The organism is Planctopirus limnophila DSM 3776 (assembly GCF_000092105.1).
In the GTDB taxonomy this organism is placed as follows: domain Bacteria; phylum Planctomycetota; class Planctomycetia; order Planctomycetales; family Planctomycetaceae; genus Planctopirus; species Planctopirus limnophila.
Window position 1 is genome coordinate 2,975,294 of sequence record NC_014148.1, and the last position, 18,406, is coordinate 2,993,699.

The 18,406-nt window shown below is 53.3% G+C and carries 11 protein-coding genes; 10 read left to right on the plus strand and 1 reads right to left on the minus strand.

Going from position 1 to position 18,406, the window contains the following annotated elements; translation table 11 throughout:
• Window positions 1–195: 195 nt before the first annotated feature.
• Window positions 196–3,534 (minus strand): DEAD/DEAH box helicase, encoded by a 3,339-nt coding sequence (locus tag PLIM_RS11860; RefSeq protein ID WP_013110560.1) that lies wholly within the window; start codon window positions 3,532–3,534, stop codon window positions 196–198.
• A gap of 439 nt (window positions 3,535–3,973) precedes the next feature.
• Between PLIM_RS11860 and PLIM_RS11865 the strand changes: the two genes are divergently transcribed.
• The 10 genes from PLIM_RS11865 to PLIM_RS11910 all read left to right on the plus strand — a co-directional run bounded on the left by PLIM_RS11865 (window position 3,974) and on the right by PLIM_RS11910 (window position 18,245).
• Window positions 3,974–5,221 carry a lactate racemase domain-containing protein gene (locus PLIM_RS11865; RefSeq protein ID WP_041403560.1) on the plus strand — a complete coding sequence of 416 codons (1,248 nt, stop codon included), beginning with the start codon at window positions 3,974–3,976 and terminating at the stop codon, window positions 5,219–5,221.
• 52 nt (window positions 5,222–5,273) lie between these two features.
• Window positions 5,274–6,086, plus strand: a complete 813-nt coding sequence (locus PLIM_RS11870; protein WP_013110562.1) for an inositol monophosphatase family protein — start codon at window positions 5,274–5,276, stop codon at window positions 6,084–6,086.
• Between the two features lie 506 nt (window positions 6,087–6,592).
• Window positions 6,593–7,780, plus strand: a complete 1,188-nt coding sequence (locus PLIM_RS11875) for an ABC transporter substrate-binding protein (protein ID WP_230849299.1) — start codon at window positions 6,593–6,595, stop codon at window positions 7,778–7,780.
• A 186-nt stretch (window positions 7,781–7,966) separates the two neighbouring features.
• Window positions 7,967–8,932 carry a branched-chain amino acid ABC transporter permease gene (locus PLIM_RS11880; protein WP_013110564.1) on the plus strand — a complete coding sequence of 322 codons (966 nt, stop codon included), beginning with the start codon at window positions 7,967–7,969 and terminating at the stop codon, window positions 8,930–8,932.
• Between the two features lies 1 nt (window position 8,933).
• A complete protein-coding gene (locus PLIM_RS11885; RefSeq protein WP_013110565.1) occupies window positions 8,934–10,052 on the plus strand; it encodes a branched-chain amino acid ABC transporter permease in 1,119 nt (372 codons plus the stop codon).
• The gene (locus tag PLIM_RS11890; protein WP_013110566.1) at window positions 10,049–10,864 is read left to right on the plus strand and encodes an ABC transporter ATP-binding protein; all 816 of its coding nucleotides are present in this window, start codon (window positions 10,049–10,051) and stop codon (window positions 10,862–10,864) included. The genes PLIM_RS11885 and PLIM_RS11890 overlap by 4 nt, the downstream gene beginning before the upstream one ends.
• Before the next feature lie 55 nt (window positions 10,865–10,919).
• Window positions 10,920–11,627 carry an ABC transporter ATP-binding protein gene (locus PLIM_RS11895; RefSeq protein WP_041403563.1) on the plus strand — a complete coding sequence of 236 codons (708 nt, stop codon included), beginning with the start codon at window positions 10,920–10,922 and terminating at the stop codon, window positions 11,625–11,627.
• A 250-nt stretch (window positions 11,628–11,877) separates the two neighbouring features.
• Window positions 11,878–12,828: a carbon-nitrogen hydrolase family protein gene (locus PLIM_RS11900; RefSeq protein ID WP_013110568.1), complete on the plus strand. Its 951-nt coding sequence runs from the start codon at window positions 11,878–11,880 to the stop codon at window positions 12,826–12,828.
• Between the two features lie 407 nt (window positions 12,829–13,235).
• Complete coding sequence (locus PLIM_RS11905) at window positions 13,236–15,854, plus strand: BatA domain-containing protein (protein ID WP_013110569.1); 2,619 nt, start codon at window positions 13,236–13,238, stop codon at window positions 15,852–15,854.
• 78 nt (window positions 15,855–15,932) lie between these two features.
• Window positions 15,933–18,245, plus strand: coding sequence for a hypothetical protein (locus PLIM_RS11910; RefSeq protein ID WP_013110570.1), 2,313 nt, complete (start codon window positions 15,933–15,935; stop codon window positions 18,243–18,245).
• The last annotated feature ends 161 nt before the right edge of the window (window positions 18,246–18,406 follow it).

Below are 18,406 nucleotides of genomic sequence, written 5' to 3' on the forward strand. Positions count from 1 at the left end.
TCGAACAAGTTTACGAGTGTGACGAGTGATTTCCACTGTCTTTGAAGGGAAATCATCACTTTCGAGTTCGAAAATCGACTTGTGTCGATCAAGCCCAGAATGACCTACAGCACGACCACCTCGAGCCTGATACTCGTGGTGGTCGTGCGGCAATGATCGACATACAGGGCGCGAGATCGAAGGAAGACCCAACAATCAGGAGAGGAGCATCCGCAGATCATCAGCCGTCAGATTGGTCATGACGGAGTTGTCCTGTTCAAGGATCGCATCCGCCAGTTCGCGTTTCTGCTTCTGCAGTTCAGCAATTTTTTCTTCAACGGTATTTTTGCAGATGAGCCGATAGGCAAAGACCTGCCGGGTCTGACCGACACGATGGGCACGATCAATGGCCTGAGTTTCCACCGCAGGGTTCCACCACGGATCAAGAATAAACACATAGTCGGCTGCGGTGAGATTCAGACCCAGCCCACCCGCCTTCAGGCTGATGAGGAAGACGCCACAATCTTTGTCGTTCTGGAATCTCTCGACACACTCCTTGCGGTCGCGTGTCTGGCCATCGAGGTATTCGTAAGTAATACCGGCCCGATCCAGATGCTTGCGAACAATCGCCAGCATGCTGGTGAATTGCGAGAAGACCAGCGTCTTATGCCCTTCTCCAACCAGTTCTTCAAGATGGGGGATCAACACATCGAGCTTGGCACTCCCTTCTTCGTCAGAAGATTTATGCAACAATGCGGGGTGGCACGAGGCCTGTCGCAATCGAAGCAAAGCTTCGAGCACGTGCATTTTGGTCTTTGCCAAACCCTGAGATTCAATCAAACCCAGTAGAGAATCACGGAAGTGATCGCGCAGTTCGTCATAGAGACGCTGCTGTTCTTCGCCCATTTCACAATAGATCGTCTGTTCGATTTTATCGGGCAGTTCATTAGCGACCGCCTGTTTTGTGCGGCGCAGAATAAAGGGCCTCAAACCATGGGCCAGCACCTTACGGGTTTCTCGATCATTCGGGTCTGCAGCATGCAGTTTGAAAAGACTGCTTCTTCCAAGCATACCGGGATTGAGAAAATCGAAGATCGAACACAAATCACCGAGATGATTCTCGATCGGTGTACCGCTCAACGCGACTCGGCGGACAGACTTTAACAATCGAGTCGCTTTGGCCACTTGAGACGTGTTGTTTTTAATCGCCTGGGCTTCATCGAGAATCACGTAGTCGAAATCAACATCTTTCAGGATGTGAATATCCCGGCGTAACGTTCCGTAAGTCGCCAGCACCAGATCTGACTTGGTGAACGCTTCTCGTTGTTTAGCCCGGTCAAGACCTGAGTATTCGAGAACTTTAAGTTGAGGAGTAAATCGCTCGGCTTCCTGCTTCCAGTTGAACATCAGCGATTTAGGAACCACCACCAGTGAGGGGAGGCGATTCTTCGCTGGAATGCCCTGGCGCCGCTCTTCCAGAAATGCGAGCATTTGGATGGTTTTCCCCAGACCCATGTCGTCGGCCAGACAGCCACCGAACTGGAATTCATCGAGAAACTGCAGCCAGCCCACACCCTCTAACTGATAACCTCGCAACTCCCCTTGAAAACCTTGAGGCTTACGGGCGGCTTGAACTCCATTAAAGTTTGCCAGTCGCTCGCGCACCTGAGCGAATTTGGCGTCGTAATCGACACTTCCCTGATCCAGCAACAACGCATCGAGCAGACCGACCTGCGCTGCACCAAACTTCAGATGATCGCCTTCCAGAACACCAAGGCCACCCATCAGTCCGTAGCGATGCACCCACTCTTCCGGAAGAATTCCGAGTGAACCATCGTCGAGATAGACCGTGCTGTCACCTCGCGCCAATGCCGAGAGCAACTCAGGGAATGAGACTCGACTGCCACCAAAATCGATATCGGCGTGCAGTTCAAACCAGTCAATGCCCGATTTCACCTGGAATTTGAGTTCACCAGGCTGGCGGACCTGTTTGCCGTCAGCGCGAACTTCCCAGCCTTGACCGATCAGCTTACGAACAGCCGGGCCCAGATCGCGGGCGGTGATTTCCACGTCGTGGGGCCCGCGGCGGGCATCGATCAAACGGCGCACACCGACATCCTGAAGTGCCGACCAGTAGGTATCTTCCAGATCGCGATCTCGCACGACGTATCGTCTGGCAGATCTTTGAACAATCGCCCATTGAACACTCGACCCACGAACAGTGGCGTCTTCGTATTCAAAGATCACGTCAGCTTTCAACCGTTCATGATGCCATTTACTTTTGCCTGGTGAGTGAACCAGGAGCAATGGCTGAGGCGAGAGCCGCACTTCCTCAAGTTTCAATTCGTCGGGAAGCTCCAGCCGGGGTAGTGCCGGCATATCATGAAGGCGATCGACGAGATCGTGCTCTTCACCCGCGGGAACCTCCAGAGGCTGGCCAGATTTTAAGAGCTTCACCCAGGCATAGGCACCAAAATCGTTGAACAGCGAGATGTGATGATCGAGGATCACCAGCCCACCGGGTGTGAGCATCTGTGCGGTTTCCAGCCCGCGAGATTCTTCCCCGCGGCGCAAAAACCCTCGCAGCTTCCAAAGATCCTGCCCCTGATCAAATTCCAGAGCCAGGCATAACTCCCAAGGTTCTCCGCCATCCCAGACCAATGGCTCGGTCATCCGCTCTTCAGGATCTGTAAACCGAATTCGTCCGGTGGCACAAATCTGGGGCAAGAGAAGTTCGGTCAGATCGTGAGGAACGCGATAGCGCCAAGCGGCCGCCTGCATTTCACCAATCATCCCGGTGGTGCTGGAACGATCAGGGGTGCCGCCGACCAGGTGAGCCAGAATTCTGCGATCTTCTTCGTCTTCAATTTCTTCGAGACGGCCTGGGCGGAGCTTGAGTGGTTTCAGTTTTCCCCACTGACCACTCGCCCGTCGTTGCCGTTGGGAAGTTTGCAGAATCAGACATTCGGCTTCCTCACTGGCGGCGGGGTCAACTTCGTAAACGACTTCGCGCTCTTTGCCAGGGGCAGAAACGGCATAGCTGCCGGTGCCATCCTGCATGGCGGTTCTTAATTCTTTGAGGCGTGTTTCCCATTCACGAGCAGGAGCCGAAACAGGTGTCGGGCGTTCAGCGACAGCCGTTGATTTGGAAAGCGAGAGTTTTCTCGAAGGTGTGGCTTCGAGTTCGTCGTCAAGCCAGTCTTCATCCGGCAGATCGAGTGGCTCGTCTTCGGTAATGAATGCCGGGATGAAACCGGGTTTAACTCCTGAGGAGATCACTCCCTGCTTCTCGGCAAGGAGAATCGTGGCCCAGACGTGCTTACAAGACGCCTGCCCGGTGGGATTGGGCTTACCAGCCATGCAGGTACAACTCATTTTGAGTTGACCTTCATCCCGCATCAGTTGCGTCACGAATTCGACGCCATCTCGCACAGCACCAAAGATCTGATCTTCAGTGATGCGGTTAATGGCAACACGTTCCGCTTGAATGTAGGCCGCTCCGCGAAAACGGATATCTCCTCGAAACTTGCTTTCCAGCAAATCCGACAATGTCATAGAGGCTTCCCTGACTCCACTGGATCAATCGGATGGTGACAGTCGCCCAACTGGCAGGCCACCGACCGACTAACCCCAGCCGAATCGTCTCTGCAATTAAGTGAAAAATGGGTTCATACGCTCGCAAAAGATTCCCACAAGTCTGGCTCTGACCAAAACTGGCGAAAAAGTTTGCGCAGCGATCCACGGTAATCAAAAGGAGCGCGATTGACTACTGAAGATCAGTTGTAGCGGGTCTTCAGAGAAAAAATGGTCTGTACGATACGCAGATTCCGGGATGCTCCCCTCTCCCGCAAGAGATTTGCCTCCAACAATCCGCCGACCTCGATTCGCCAAAATCACTTTCAGGGATTACACTCTGCGACATCTTGCCTGTGGCTCACGGAATCACTGGCATTTGAATCAGGAATTTCTCAAGACCATTTCTGAAGTGGATGGCATGGCTGCTGAATCACTTTCCACATTGTCTGCCGATGAAGTGCGCCAGTGGTTTCATACGCAAGTGCCGCTGGAAGATTTTCGTGATCAGAAAGTCTTGCTGATTGTCCCGGATGCCACACGGACAGCCCCACTGCCCCTGCTGTTTGGAGCGTTATTCGATCGACTCCGGCCGGTGGTGCAGAATCTGGATGTGCTGATTGCCCTGGGAACTCATCCCCCGATGTCCGAGCAGCAGATCTGCAAGCTGTTGGGTATCGCACACGAAGAACGTGAAAAGCTTTTTTTCCAAACTCGATTTTTTAACCACGAGTGGGATAACCCCGACCGATTAACCACCCTCGGTGTGCTGACATCACAGCAGACGGCTGAAATTACCGATGGCCGGCTCAGCCTCGATGTCCCCGTGCAAATCAATTCGCGAATTGATGATTACGACGTACTGCTGGTGCTGGGCCCTGTCTTTCCCCACGAAGTTGTGGGATTTTCGGGTGGAAACAAATACTTTTTCCCTGGAATTGGCGGCCCGGATATTCTCAACTTTTTTCATTGGCTGGGGGCACTGATCACCAATGTGGGAATCATTGGTGTGAAAGATACTCCGGTTCGACGGGTGGTTGATCTTTCTGCCAGTATGATCCACCAGAAGAGGCGAGCGATTAAATTTGTGGTCGCTGCCGATGCCAGCCTGTATGGGCTGTTTTATGGCACACCGGAATCAGCCTGGAGTGAGGCTTGTGCCATTTCTGGAAAAGCTCACATCAAACGATTTGATCGACCTTTCCACACGGTCCTTTCGTGCGCTCCCCCGATGTACGACGAACTCTGGGTCGCGGGCAAATGCATGTATAAAATGGAGCCCGTCGTGGCGGACGGTGGTGAATTGATCATCTACGCCCCGCACATGCATGAAGTCTCAGTGACACATGGCAAGCTGATTGAAGAAGTTGGCTACCATGTTCGCGATTATTTTGTGAAGCAGTGGGATCGATTCAAGCATTACCCATGGGGCATCCTGGCTCACTCGACCCATGTGCGTGGTACGGGAACATTTTCTGATGGTATTGAAAAGCCACGCGTGAAAGTCACACTGGCATCGGGAATTCCGGAAGAGATCTGTCATCGGATCAATCTGGGATACCGAGACCCGGCAACCATTGACATCGAATCATTTGCGAACCGCGAAGACGAAGGTGTGCTCCTCGTCCGAAAATCGGGCGAGCACTTGTACCGCCTCAACGAGGCCTGAGTTTTCCTCAGCTACCCAGTTCTTTCATCATCTGTTTATTGAAACTGCTTTTATGGCCTATACCAACGCAGACTTGGCTTCACGACTTGATTTTGCCCTGGCGGTTTACGCAGAAGCTCGCCAGCTGATTATGAGCTTCTACCAGCATTCTTCTCTCGAAGTGGAAGAGAAGACCGACTTTTCTCCCGTAACAGAAGCGGATCGCGGTGCAGAGAAGTTAATCCGTGAACGTCTCGATGTCGCCTTCCCTGAGGATGGTGTGCTGGGAGAAGAGTTCCCCGAAAAGCCCGGTCAATCAGCCTTTCGCTGGATCCTCGACCCGGTCGATGGAACCAAATCTTTTGTGCATGGGGTGCCGCTCTTTGGCACTTTAATTGGCCTGGAAGTCATTGAAGGCGAACATCGCCATTGCGTCATGGGTGTCTGCGGCTTTCCCGCATTGAATGAAGTCGTCTATGCCTCGGAAGGAAACGGCACTTACTGGAAAATTGGCGATCAGCCCCCGCGACGGGTGCATGTTTCGCAAGTCAGTACCATCGAAGAATGCACGTTCCTGACGACAAACATGCAGCGGTGGCAGAAGATCGGTAAGTGGGAGGCCTACACCGAGATCCTCGAACGCTGCAAACTTTCCCGCGGATGGGGAGATTGCTACGGCCACGTGCTCGTTGCCACCGGTCGAGCCGATCTGATGGTCGATCCGGCTCTGAATCCCTGGGATGCCGCAGCTCTCGTGCCGATTCTCCAGGAGGCTGGTGGTCACTTTGTTGACTGGAAAGGTGTGCCCACAATCTACGGCAAGAACGGGATTTCGGTCACTGGCAAACTGAAAGACGAAGTTCTGCAGATTCTCAACAAGTCCTAAGAAACTCCGGCAACTCACCACGTTTCTGCACTTGTTGATTGGTACGCCTCCCATTCAGCAGAATTGACCGGTGTCTTCAAAAGGGCAGCTTCGCCCAAAATAACAACTTCGGCATGACCAACGCCGTCACCAGCTTGCCAGCTGGTTACTCGGGAACCGAACCAGATCTCTGTTCGAGTGACGCAATCCCCTTTACGAATACCACGTCGACTCCCGCTTTTGAGATCATCAGATATTGATGTATTACCGGGCAAAAGTGAAAGTCGGCCCTCTGTCTGAGAATAAATCTCTGCTGCACAGAAAATGTGATCAGCTCACAGGTTGTATTCAGTCCTCATCGCTGTATATTCGCTGAATCCGACGAGAATTCGTTCACGAAAGCTGTGCAAGGCCTCGCGCTGCGGTTATTGCCAGCAAAAGCTATGAGACTGACAATGCCAACCTGCTTTGCCACTTCAGACTCTGAATCGTGCATTTCCCTCGCCAGGGACAAGACGCTAACTCACTTGACGAAAAGAACATCGTCTCTGTGTCAGTTTTTGCGACTCTCGAAGCTTGTGGGGATTTTTCTGCTGGCCTTGATGAGCCTGACGACGCTGGGGTGCCAGTCACGTGTCGCGTCGACAGATGAGATCGTGATTGGCCATTTTGGCTCGATCACAGGTTCCGAAGCGACCTTTGGCATTTCAACGGATCGCGGGATTCAACTAGCGATTGAAGAAGTCAATGCCGCCGGCGGGGTGAACGGTAAGAAAGTTCGCCTCATCACTTACGATGACAAAGGCGATCCTCGCGAAGCCGGTTCGGCTGTGACAAGACTTGTCACGAGAGATCAGGTCACGGCAGTGCTGGGTGAAGTGGCTTCCGGACTTTCACTGGCCGCAGCCCCGATCTGCCAGGAAAACGGCGTTCCCATGATCTCCCCGTCTTCGACGAATCCTAAAGTCACACAAGTGGGAGACATGATTTACCGCGTCTGTTTCATCGATCCCTTCCAGGGATCGGTCTGTGCCAAGTTCGCCAGGGAAAACGAAAAGATTAAAGCCACAAAGGCTGCGATTCTTTGCGATCAGACAGCTCCCTACTCGGTAGGTTTGCAGGAAGAGTTCGAAAAAGCCTTTGTTGCCGGTGGAGGGACGATTGTTTCCAAGCAGGCCTATCAGGCGGGTGATCAGGATTTTTCAGCACAACTGACATCCATTCGAGCCAGTGAACCTGAGGTGATTTTCATCCCTGGTTACTACACCGATGTCGGGAATATCGCCCTGCAGGCTAAGAAGTTGGGACTCAAAGTCCCGATGCTGGGTGGAGATGGCTGGGACTCCGCCAAGCTGGGGCAGATTGCCGGCGATGCATTAAATGGTTGTTACTATTCCAACCATTATTCGCATGAAGATCCCAGTCCCCGCGTGCAGAATTTCATCAAGCTTTATCAGGGGAAGTATCAGGAGACACCTGATGGCCTGGCGGCCCTGGGTTATGATGCGGCTCGTATTCTTTTCAACGCGATGAAAACTGCACCTTCTTTGAGCGGCAAGGACATTGCCGCCGAGTTGGCCAAGACGACGGGCTTTGAGGGTGTGACGGGTGTGATTTCGATGGATGCCAATCGTAACCCGGTCAAGCCAGCCGTCATTCTGGAAATGAAGGATGGAACCCCCCGATATGTCGCCACGATTGCTCCCGGCGAGTAACTCAAAAGCGACAGCCCACCCTGTGGATTCCGCAGTGATACTTCAGTTAGATCAATGCCCCGGGTTCACAAAACGCCCTGGCGTTCCAAATTCTTGAAAAGGCTGAGTGGTGAAAGCATGGGGATGCTCACCACGAGGGATGATCAATACTCTCGAATTCTTCTGACTTCCTCGTAACAGAGTTCCATGGCAGACTTTCTACAGACATTAATGACAGCCCTGGCGATTGGCAGCTTGTATGCCCTGATCGCACTGGGCTACACCATGGTTTATGGTGTGCTTAAATTTATCAATTTTGCACACAGCGATATTGTGGTACTGGGCGCCTGGCTCAGTTATTCGTTTGCCATCCGGGCTCTCCCTCTGGTGGGATTGGATGCACACAATCCAACGACACCTCCCCCCATCTGGATGACCGCTGGAATTTTTGTGGCAGTTCTAGCGCTATGCAGCCTGGCTGGTTTTCTCATTGAGCGACTGGCCTATCGGCCCTTGCGTCGTGCCCCCCGGTTGAATGTGCTGATCACAGCCATCGGAGTCTCTCTCTTGCTGCAGAACGTCGGGCAGCTCGACTTTGTGTTTGGGGCCAGCCCTCAGAAGATGCCCGCTTTGCTGCCCAACTGGGAACTTCCAATCCCATTTGGACAAGGTGAATCGATTCGATATGTGGTCTTGCCGCTGATTGACTGCATCATCTTTGCCGTCTCTGGCCTTTTGATGCTGGCTCTGGAACTACTGATCTTTCGGACAAAATTTGGTACGGCACTGCGGGCCGTCTCGTTCAATACCGATTTTGCCGCGCTGATGGGGATTCCTGTGGATCGTGCCATCTCGCTGACTTTCATGCTGGGTTCGGCTCTCGCTGGAGCCGCTGGATTTCTCTACGTGCTGAAGTTCCCCAGTATGAACCAGCCGGCTCATAGTGTCTGGGTACTGCTGGGTCTGAAAGCGTTTGTGGCGGCTGTGGTCGGCGGGATTGGAAATGTTCGCGGAGCAGTCCTGGGTGGTTTTATCATTGCCTTCGTCGAACAGTTCGGGGCGTATTACATCTCGTCAAACTATCGCGATGTCTATGTCTTCTCTTTGTTGATCTTGATTCTGCTCATCAAGCCCACGGGGCTCCTGGGATCACCCGTGCGGGAAAAAGTCTAACATGCCTGCATCCGATGTCTTTATCGATCCCACCTCGCGTGGTGTGAATATCCTCAAGAGTGCCGCTCCCATTCTTGTTGGGATCGCCCTTGCGATTGGGATTCAGTTTTTGCTTCCCTCGAGAGTCGGCCTCTACTATTCCCGACTCGTGATCGATGCTGGGATTGCCATGATTCTGGCCGTCTCTTTGAATATCGTGAACGGTATGACGGGACAGTTTTCGATTGGTCATGCAGGCTTCATGACGATCGGAGCTTACACGGCAGGATCCATCACCTTCTACAGTTCACTCCTGATCTGGGGGACAGCCGCCAAGCACGGTTCTTTTTTAGGAAGTGGCGAATGGATGTTCGTCATCGCGTGCCTGTGCGGCGGAATCACAGCTTCGATTGCCGGATTTGTAGTTGGCCTTCCTTCGCTGCGACTGCGGGGAGATTACCTGGCAATTGTGACGCTTGGTTTCGGTGAGATTCTGCGCGTCGTGCTGCAACAGACAGGCAAAGTGGTGGATAACGCGGAAACGATCCGCAATGCCCCGTTGGCAACATTCGCCACAGTTCCTGTGGGTGGCGCGATCGGGTTTGATGGTATCCCGAAATACACCATACTCTTCTGGGTCTATGCGTTTCTGGCAATCACAGTGATCTTTGCCTATCGCCTGAAGCGGTCCAGCTTTGGCCGTGCCATGCTTTCTGTCCGTGAGGATGAAATTGCGGCACAAGCCATGGGAATCAATACGTCGAGACAGAAGTTACTGGCGTTTGTTACGGCTGCATTTTTTGCAGGTGTTGGCGGCGGGCTACTGGCTCACGAAAGTGGCGTGATCATTTCGCCCAAGGATGCCGGTTTTCAGCGATCCTTTGATTATGTGATCATGACGGTGCTGGGTGGACGAGGATCAATCACGGGTGTGATGCTCGCGGCAATTCTCCTTTCAGCCTTACCCGAGGTTCTGCGCGATTTCGAGCGATATCGGATCATCATCTATGCCGCCCTCCTGATCTTCATGATGCTGAGTCGCCCGCAGGGGCTCTTTGGAATTCACGAGATCTGGGATTTCTTTCCTAAATCCTGGAAGACCCTGCCGTGGAAGAAAAGTCCGCGGGAGGAGGCCCAATGAACCAGGTTCTCGAACATCGATCCGCCGGTGCTGCTCAACAGACTTTGCTCGAAGTCAAAGATCTGGGGATTTCTTTTGGTGGTCTGAAGGCTGTTCAGAATTTCAATCTGACGTTACCCAGCGCCGGGCTCTATGGCCTCATTGGCCCTAACGGTGCTGGCAAGACCACCGTGTTCAATCTGCTCACGGGGATCTATCAGCCCCAGACAGGATCGTTATCGCTGAACGGGAAAAATCTGCTCGGTTGCAAACCGCATGAGGTGACGGCCGCGGGGATTGCTCGAACATTTCAGAATATCCGCCTGTTCCCGAACCTGAGCATCCTCGACAACGTGCGGCTGGCTGGCCAGATTCGCATTCGCCCCAAGCTGTTATCAACGTTTTTGCGTACAAACGGCTATCGAGAGCAGGAAGCGGCTTTGAAAGCCCAGGCCATGGATCTGCTGGAGATCTTCGATCTTCAGGATCGCGCGGAAGATCTGGCACAGAACCTCAGTTATGGCCATCAGCGGCGGCTGGAAATCATTCGCGCATTAGCAACAAAACCTTCAGTACTCTTACTGGATGAGCCTGCAGCCGGGCTGAATCCTCAGGAAAAACTGGCCCTGGCGCAGTCCATCCGGCAGATCCGCGATCGATTTGAAGTGGCGATTTTATTGATCGAACACGACATGCAACTCGTGATGGATATCTGCGAGAGAATTGTGGTGCTCGATCATGGAGTCACGATCTGCGAAGGCACGCCACAAACTGTGCAAAACGATGAAAAGGTGATTGCAGCCTATCTGGGGGCGATTGCCGACGACGCTTAAGCTCGCTCCTGCCGGGAATTCGAATTCGATCTATCGCGGAAATGACCTTATGGCTTTGCTGGAAATCGAGAATCTGTCGGTCTCGTATGGTTCGATACGGGCACTTCGCGGAATTTCACTCAAAGTCGAGCCAGGCGAGATCGTCACTTTGATTGGCGGGAATGGTGCCGGCAAATCCACCACGCTGCGGACCATCTCCGGGCTATTGTCTCCGCAGGAAGGCCAGATCCTGTTTGAAGGAAAGCCCATCGCCTACAAGTCGCCTCATTCGATTGCGGCCAATCGATTGATTCATGTCCCGGAAGGTCGTGGGATCTTTGCCAACTTGACAGTCGAAGAAAATCTGCGGCTGGGCGCGTATTGCCGAAATGATGCAAATGAGATTCGCCAGGATTACGAACATGCCCTCGAATTGTTCCCGCGCGTCAAAGAGCGCTTGTGGCAACTGGCAGGAACATTATCTGGTGGCGAACAGCAGATGGTCGCCATTGCCAGAGCCCTGTTGGCGCGGCCCAAACTGCTGATGCTCGATGAACCATCACTGGGCTTGGCACCGCAGATTGTGCAACTGATTTTCCAGGTGATTCGTAAAATCAATGCGGGAGGGACGACGATCCTGCTGGTCGAGCAGAATGCCAACCTGGCACTGCAGGTGGCTCATCGAGCCTATGTGCTCGAGGTGGGCAAAATTGAAATGTCCGGGCCCGCTGCAGAGCTGGCGAATAGCGACGACATTCGCAAAGCCTACCTGGGCGGCCATTAGTTTGTCGTTTCCCGCCGAATTCGATTGATGCACAAGACTGAGAGACATCGTTTTCATGCGCATCTGTGGGAACACATTGGCTGTCACATGACATAGAATTCCCTTACACCTCTTCCAGAGCTCAATAAAGCGTTGTGGGCCGATAAAACATGCTTGCTCAGAGCCGCAAGCATGGCACACAAAGAGCTGTTTGATCCTGGAGTCCGTATCATCATGCTGACTGCGAAGAAGACCCCTCAGGAGTTCAACCATGACTGCCAGTTCGGTTGTTTCAGATTCGTCCGCAGAGGGAAAAGTATTTCCTCGCATTGAACTGGCCATTGTGCAGATGGATGTGTCGATTGCTGAACCGGCTCACAATTGCGAGCGGATGCTGGGCTTTCTCCGGGAAGCCGCAAGCCATGGAGCCAGGCTGGTTGTTTTTCCCGAGTGTGCGCTTTCGGGGTACTGCACAAGTTCACTCGAAGAAACGCGAAAACTGGCAGCACCTATCGTCAATCCCTGGTATCAGAAGCTCCAGGCGGCTTGCGCTGAACTTCGCATCTATGCAATTTACGGTCAACTGGAAATCGAATCGCAGACTGCCGGGATTGATGAACTGCCGGTCTACAACACTGCCGTCGCCATTGGCCCACGGGGAGTCATTCACACGTATCGCAAGACTCATCTCCCTTTTATTGGAGCAGATCGTTTCACCTCGTATGGTGCCGGGCCATTGAGCGTTTTTGAGATCGAAGGAGTGCGAATCGGGCTATTGATCTGTTATGACGGCGGGTTCCCGGAACCATCCCGCGTATTGGCCATCGAGGGAGCTGATCTGATTCTTTTGCCAACCAACTGGCCGACAACGGCTCAGGTTTTTGCAGCCCACGCCTGCCAGATGCGCTCCATGGAAAGTACGGTCTTCTTTGCTTCGAGCAGTCGCGTCGGTATCGAGCGGGATGTCCGGTTTATTGGACAAAGTCGCATCTGTTCGCCTTTGGGGCACGAAATGACAGCGGCTGACGATCAATCGGAAGCCATTCTGTACGCCACCATCGATACGAAGCTCTCTCGAACCAAACACCTCATTCGGACTGCGGGAGAAAGTGAAATCAATCGAGTGGCAGACCGTCGTCCGGAACTTTACGCCGCTTTGGCTGTGGCGCACAATTCGCCCAGGGCCGGCGGTCGGCCAGCCCCGGCAATTGAGACGCACTGAGCAAAGCAGGCGAATTGCCAATCACTTTCGGAAGGCAATTCGAGATCTCAACTCGTATCCCGCGAGCAGCTAACATACACTGTTCAGGACGAGTTCAGGCTCGGGAGTTGAATAGTGGACAGCACTTTTCAGAAAATATAGTCGAAGTGAGAATCCCTGGTCGGCTGAGAATGACTGACTGAAAGTGACTGCCCCGAGAAGATGGTGCAATCCGTAGGAACTTCTTGCACCCTACAGTCGAACAAGAGATGCTGGGTCAGAATTGTAAGTATGCGACATGAAACCCTCATCGGAAGTAGTCATTTTGTGAATTGTGCTCTGGTGATCAAATGCCATCGTGATGTTGTCATTGATCGTGGCCTCTGGCTTGTGAAGAATAGGATCTTCGCTGGAAGGACAGCCGCCTGATGACATTTCTGCATCCACTGATTCTGGCGGGGCTGGCGCTGGTTCTGTTACCAGTCGTGATTCATCTGCTGATGAAGCAGAAGCCCAAGCGAACCCCCTTCCCGGCTTTGAGACTGCTCCAACAATCTCAGGCCAAGGTTTCAAGGCGATTGAATCTGCAGCACTGGCTGTTGATGCTGCTGCGAATGCTCGTCATTGGTGCCATCGTCATCGCGATTGCACGCCCGACTTTACCGGCAGCCAATTATCAATTGACCAGCAGTGAATGGCTCCGGCTACTGGCGATTGTGCTGGTTGGCGGTGGAATCTATGCGGCATTAGAAATTTATCTGTACCGACGACGCCAGCAACTTCCGAATATTGATCGTTTCTCGAACAACTTCACCTCCGGAGGGCCTGCTGCTGCAATTCAACAGCAGACCTCAAAATTGCGGTCGCGACTGATTCCACTGGTCTCGATCTCTGCCGGTTTAGCGGTGGTGCTGTTTCTCATCTGGCCTTATCAAACACGAATCATGGCCGACTGGTCGAAGCCATCGTCTCGGGCGAATCTCGAACTTCCGGTTGCTGCGGTCTTCATCTTCGATACATCACCCAGCATGCAATACAGAAATCAGGGCAAAACCCGGCTGGAAGTCGCACAGAGCATGGCGACAACCCAATGGGGCAAACTCCCAGCCGGAAGTCGTCTCGCACTGATCGATGGGATGCAACCTGCCAAGCCCACGTTTCTTGCAGACCGAAATACGGCTCACCAACGAATTCAACAATTCACCACCCACTACGAAGAACGTCCACTCGAAGACTCCGTCCGACTGGCCCTTGCGTTGCAGGAAAATGATCGAACGAAACTGCTCGAAGCTGAAGGAGGAGCAACCGATCGATTTGTGCGTGAAGTCTATCTGTTTACAGATCTCGCGAGACATCAATGGCATGGGGCGGCAGACGCAGGGCTACTGAGCGAGTTGGAAAAGCTCAAGGATGTCAGCATCTACATTATTGATGTCGGCGAATTGAAACCTTCAAACAACAGGCTCTACGGTCTCAAGCTCAGCCAGGAAACGATTGCCGAGAATGGCGAGGTATTAATTGAAGCGACCGTTGAATCCGATCTGGCACTGGCGCCCAAACCTATAGAAAGCTCGGCTCCACCGGCTCAGAACACAACAGATCCAGGAAATGCAGCAACACTCAGTACGAATGATGATATTTCTATCGAACTGGTGCTGGGTGATCCCCGTGTGGGAAATACCAAACGGGTCGGTTTGGAAACGGTTTCCAGAGGTGGACGACAAACCGTACAGTTCACCGCCAGTAATTTACCCTCCGGTCCTTCCAGCGGTTATTTGCGACTAATCGGTGACGATCCCCTGGCATTCGATAACAGTCTTCCCATCGCACTGACAACGGCAAAGCCACCTAAAGTGCTCGTAGTTTCAGCGAATCGGGCCGATAGCCGACTCCTCATGGAAGCGTTGGCTCCCGCCGAACTGACTCGTGTCGGAAAGGCGACGACAGTCCCTACCTGGATACCGGCATCAAGCCTTGCTGCCACAGATCTGAAGTCTTACGACGTGGTATTTCTGATCAACCTGCCAAGACCAACAGCCGAAGACTGGAAACTACTTCGCGGGTTCGTCGAAGCAGGTGGAGGACTGGTACTGACCAATGGCCACCCATCCAAGGGCGTGGTTAATGCACCAACTTCTATCGATCCGCTGACCTACGAGAATCCTGATGCTCTGGCCATACTTCCAGCCAGACTCAAAGCTTCACTCTCCTTCCGACCAGGCCAGGTATGGGAGTTTCCCAATCGATCCCATGGCTTCATGGCTCCATTGGCTGAATTCGGGGTGCTCGAAGAGTGGGAGTCACAGGTCGTCAACCGATACTGGACAGTCAACCCGGTCGATGATGCGATTGTACTGGCACGCTTTCTTGACGAACGAAAATCTCCTGCTCTTTTAGAACGCCGCGTGGGAAAAGGGATCGTCCAGCAATGGACGACTTCATGGAGCCTTCCCGACTGGAATGACCTGCCCAGAAGCTGGGCATTTGTGGCTCTGGCAGATGCTTCTGTCGATTACCTGTCTCAGCGACAGGCACGCCGATTCAACTTTGTGCTGGGTGATCCCATTCAACTGATTTTTCCCTCAGATCAGGTTTTACCGCCCCAGTGGCTGGTGCGGACTCCAGATGAGCGTCAGCAAGCCCTCGATGCCGAATCTTCGACCCGGCTGATCATTCCCGCAACGATTGCCAATCAACCGGGAATCTATCTGGTTCAGCCCAAAGCCGACCCTGCAGCGATGATTCCTCTCGGAGTTCGTGTTCGCGATGCCGAATCTAATCTTGAACGTATGAACAAAGAGAATATCGATCAGATTTTTGGAACGGATCGTGTTCTGGTACATCGCGAGCTGGAGACCTTAGAGCGAGCTGTCCTTTCCGGCCGGATCGGTCAGGAAGTCTACGCACTCGTTCTATTGCTGCTCGTGGCCGGCTTTGTGACTGAACATCTTCTCGCCAACTGGTTCTATGCTCCACCGGCTGCCGCCCTCACCAGGAACACGTTGCACACTGCTCCCCGTCCGGAAGGAGCAGTTCATGCCAACTGATTTTTACGCGACAACTTTCGCTGCAGATTCTCATGCCAATACCCCTTTGCCCCTGTGCCCATTTGACGGGGGGCATCCATGACGTTTGAAGAGATGAAATTTCAGGAGATCACCTTCCATCCAGTGGGTGGATATTTCTTTGCGATCACTTTATCGATGGCCTTACTGTGGATGGTCTGGAAGGCTTATCCGCATCATTTCTTTCAGCAACTCCCCTCTCGAATCCGCACGACAAGAGGATTGCGGCTTTTGGCGGCAATCGTGTTGATTGCCGGTCTGTTTCGTCCCGAACTGGTCTGGGAATCGTCAGCGGCACCCGATGCGCAGGTGCTGATTCTGCGTGACGTGAGCCGCAGTATGACGACACAGGATCTGCCTGCCGCACGGAGCCGACTGGAAGGTGCGCTGTCAGACTCGCTGGCCATTCAGAAGGCATTTGAAAAAACAAAATCAAAACCGTCTCAGGTTCGAATCTTCGATTTCTCGGACAAGCTGAGTCCTCCGGCTACTGAGAATCCGGTGGCGGATGGGCAGCAGACACTCTTTGGCGAAGCCCTTCAGGGAGCCCTTCGAGAAGCACGTAACCGTTCGACCTCGGCTGTCTTTCTACTTTCCGATGGTGCCCAGCGCAGTTTGTCTCCGAAACCTGTTGACCCGTTATCGATTGCACAGGCATTTGGTGAAGAAGGGATTCCGATCTATGGGATTGCCTATGGGGCGAGCAGTATTTCTGGACAGGGCTTGGATTGGACACTGGCTGATCTGCGGGTAGACCCGATTGTCTTTGAGAAGAATCGTGTTCCGGTCACAGTCCGGGTGCGGGCGATTGGAGCGCGGGGTCGAACCACGACCGTTCGCCTATTGCTCGAGAATCGAAGTGATGTGCCACTGGGAAAATCCGGGCCATTGGAACCTGTGCTGGCCACAGGTGGCGTTATTCCTCAAGTCACCATCACGCCTACGGAAGATGATCAGATCATTCCTGTGGAATTGTCCTTTCTGCCCAGTCAGGCCGGAGAATTCAAACTGGCTGCTGAAGTTCAAACCTCCGAAGGAGAACTGCTGACCAGAAACAACCGCCTCGAAACGATCATCACTGTCAAAGCGGGTGGATTGCGAGTGGCGGTGATTGATCGCTTGCGCTGGGAACCAAAGTTTCTCAAAATGGCCAGCGGGGCATCGCAACTGCAGATGGACTTTGCCGAAATTCGTCAAAGTCGCGGCCAATCGCCGGTGGTACTCGATGCTTCGTGGTTCGAGCCCGATCGCTACAATGTGTACATCCTGGGCGACGTCACCATCGATGAACTGGGTGAATCGAACATCAAGGCTCTTGCGGCACGAGTTCAGGCGGGAGCCGGCCTCATGACCATTGGCGGCAGCCGAAATTACTCCGCGGGCCGATGGGAAGAATCGGATCTGACAGATCTCGTGCCTGTCATGTCAGCCTCCGCCAATCCGGGTGGCAATTCGAAAGAATCATCCAGTCTGGAGGGGCCGACACCATTCATTCCGACAGAGACGGGCCTGCGTCGCTATGTGCTGCAACTGGATGGCACGGGGCCGCTCATCGATCGCTGGAAAGCACTGGCCCCATTAGAAGGGGCCAATCGGCTGGTTCCTCGGAATCCTCTGGTCGAAGTCTGGGCTGCGGCACCCAATGGCGAAGGTCTGTTGTTCGCCAGCGAGATTGGCAAAGCCCGTGTCCTTTCGTTTGCGGGAGATTCATCTTACTTGTGGGTCTTAGGCGGCGCTGCCAAAGCCCATCAGCAATTCTGGCGACAGGCGATACTGTGGCTGGCACGCCGAGAAGACGACACGGAAGCTCCGTTGTGGGTGAAGGTGGAACCTCGTAATGCACCTCTCGGAACAGCCATCGGTATTGAATATGGTGCGCGAGCCCCAGGCGGACAACCACGAAACGATGTCAGTTTTGAAATGGAGATTATCGATCCTGCGGGTACGAAAATTCCAGCATTGGTTTCGACGGATGTTGCCGCGAGTTCAAAGAACACAGGCAGCGGTGGCAGGCTGGACTGGACGAAAACTGAAGAGCCTGGCGATTACTGGGTGCGAGTTTCGGGCAAAGCCAACGGTGAGAATATCGGGTTGGATGCCGTGACCCGATTTCTGGTTTCACCGCGCGATATTGAACTCGACCGTCCGGGTGCAGATCCCGATTATCTCAAGCAAATCACTGAAGCCGGAAGTGGTCAACTCCTTTCGACCGAGAAGCTGGCTGGGTTTCTGGATCAGTTGATTGCCAGAGAAAATCCACTTGCGAAAGAGACCGTTCAAGTCAGGTTGTGGGATCACTGGCTGATGATTGCCCTCTTTGTGATCGCCATGGGGATCGAATGGGTGATCCGTAAGGCCAACGGCTGGGCCTAAGAAAATGGGCTCGAGAAAAAGGGCCTCATAAAATCGGCCTGAGAAAATGTGCCTGAGAAAAAGAGTTCCGATTGAGAATTTTCCGAGGTCGGAGGGAACTTTTCTGGCCAGCACTTCGTCACCAAAAGAGTTGATTGGGGGAAAGGTCAGTAATCTCAGCC